This is a genomic window from bacterium (assembly GCA_035419245.1).
In the GTDB taxonomy this organism is placed as follows: domain Bacteria; phylum Zhuqueibacterota; class Zhuqueibacteria; order Residuimicrobiales; family Residuimicrobiaceae; genus JAKPUX01.
In genome coordinates, this window is sequence record DAOLSP010000041.1 from 3947 (window position 1) to 6156 (window position 2210).

Sequence of the window (2210 nt, forward strand, 5' to 3'; positions counted from 1 at the left end):
GCTTGGGGTTTTGACGGAATCATCCACGGCCACCGGGGCATGATTGGGCGGCGGCAAGGGGGCCAGAACAGTGATATAAGCCGTGGCCTGGTCACAAAGGGCGGGTACCTGATCATCGCAAACGCGATAAATAAAGTAATCCGATCCAACGAAATCCGCGAAGGGGCTATAGGAGAATGTGCCATCTTTATTAATGACAAGCGTGCCATGTTCAGGCTGCCTAACAGGAGTTTCCTCATAGATCAGTGCGTCGCCATTGGGGTCCTGGTCATTGTCTGCCAGTGTGCCGGAGACCGGAATGTTTTTAAGTGTAGCGAACGCGTCGTCGGCAGCGAGCGGGGCGTCATTCCTGACGCCATTGGTGTCTGGATGGACGGTGATGAAAACTGTGGCCTCGTCGCAGAGAGAGGGTGTACCGTTGTCGCAAACAGAATAGACAAAGGCATCTTCCCCGCTAAAACCGGTGGCAGGTGTGTAGACGAATGCACCATCCTGAGAAAGCAGGACGTTACCATGCTCAGGAGGCTTGACTGGCGCGAGGGTGACGATTAAGGGGTCGCCATCCGGATCAAAATCATTGGTAAGTAAATTGGCGTGAATTGGCACGTTAACCTGTGTTTCGACCACATCATCATTGGCTACCGGTCTTTCGTTCACCGGCGTGTTCGCGATAATCTGGATCCAAACGGTAGCTGTGTCACACAAGGCAGGTGTCCGGTTATCGCATACCTGATAGCCGAACTTGTCCGCGCCAGTGTAGCCTTTGGCCGGGAAATAGCTGAAAGTTCCGTCGGTATTGATCAAAACCTTTCCGTGGTGTGGGTCGATCGTGGGAGTGGGGATGACTGAAAGCGCGTCCCCATCCGGATCGGAATCGTTGGTGAGAACCTCACCGGAAACAGGGGTATCGATCAGGGTATTTATCAGGTCATCGACGGCGAGCGGTGCCCGGTTAGGGTAGACCTTGGGAACAAAGGTGACTCTCAGGCTGTCGACGATGCGAACGCTCTGTGGGTTTGCCGACATCGGCTCATTGAGGAATTGTGGGTATTGAGTCGAAAGTACCGCATAATGATGGATCCAGATTGCATAGGATCCAGCGGAAAGTGAGAAGAGACCGCAATCACGCCAGTAATAGGCCGCGGGACCGGGGATATCCGAAACGACCTTCTCGGTGCCGGCGTTGGGATCCATAGGGGAAACCGTCACTCCCGCGTCAGATTTCAGGTTGAGGAAGAAACTTTCATTACGTTGAACGTCGCCACTATTGAGCCACTCCTTGGCCGTTATCCGGTACTCGCCCGAAGCAGGGATGGTAACTTGACCGATCAGCCCATGTAAACGCGCCTCGCCCTGATCTACCCGGATACCGACGGGAGTGGGAACCAACACCTCAATGATCTGCGCGGCAAGGGGTGAAAGAATCGCAAAGAAAAGGAGACCCGTTACGTGCGCGGCACGGCTGAGGCGCGCTTTAGGTATATCAAACAAACTATTTTTCATCGGTTTGGATCACCTAAGTATCTGCGATGGCTAGTTCGGGCGATACTTTAAGTACAAAAACTATGCCACATAAACGATAATAATAACGAATAAGCGCCATAATAATAATGATGTAGTAATGTATTATTTTAGTTACAAATATGTAATTTATAAAAAGAATGGCGAAAAGATCGAGGGAAAAATATTCTTAAAGATACTGTCTAAAAATGAGACACTGTCTTGCAATGGCACAAAGTTCTATGCGGTCGCTTTGGGTCTTCTCCCGAAGACAAAAAAAGCCTTCACGCAATTCCTGGTGCGAAGGCTGAATACTCAAACGCAATGATCTGCCACTGCGATTTCGGCTGCTTGACTTGGCTCGCAGAATCTGTATGGTCTCTGCCCATCCCACCGATGCCTTCTATCCTCTAGACCTATATCTTAATATAAAAACAAGATATTCAATAGTCAAGAGTAAAAAAAGCGGTGGACGGAGCAGGGAAAAGGGTTGCGAAATGGGTGGCCGTTTAGTTAACTGGCCGCAATTTGTCGAAAGGCTTGATCGCCATGTGTAGATTCCAAAAAAAAGCCGGTCAAGTAGGATTCTGACCGGCTTTCATTACGAACGTAGTGGGCAATACTGGATTTGAACCAGTGACCTCTGGTTATCGCAGACCGGTGGATAACGTAGAAAGCACTCTATGGCTCTGACTTTCGAAATAAAATTT

Annotated in this window: 1 protein-coding gene; it reads right to left on the minus strand. The window is 49.9% G+C overall.

Translation table 11 applies throughout. From position 1 onward, the window contains the following. Positions 1–1503: Ig-like domain-containing protein (locus PLH32_18205; protein ID HQJ66542.1), on the minus strand; the 1503-nt coding region annotated here is incomplete at its 3' end. Positions 1504–2210: the final 707 nt, after the last annotated feature.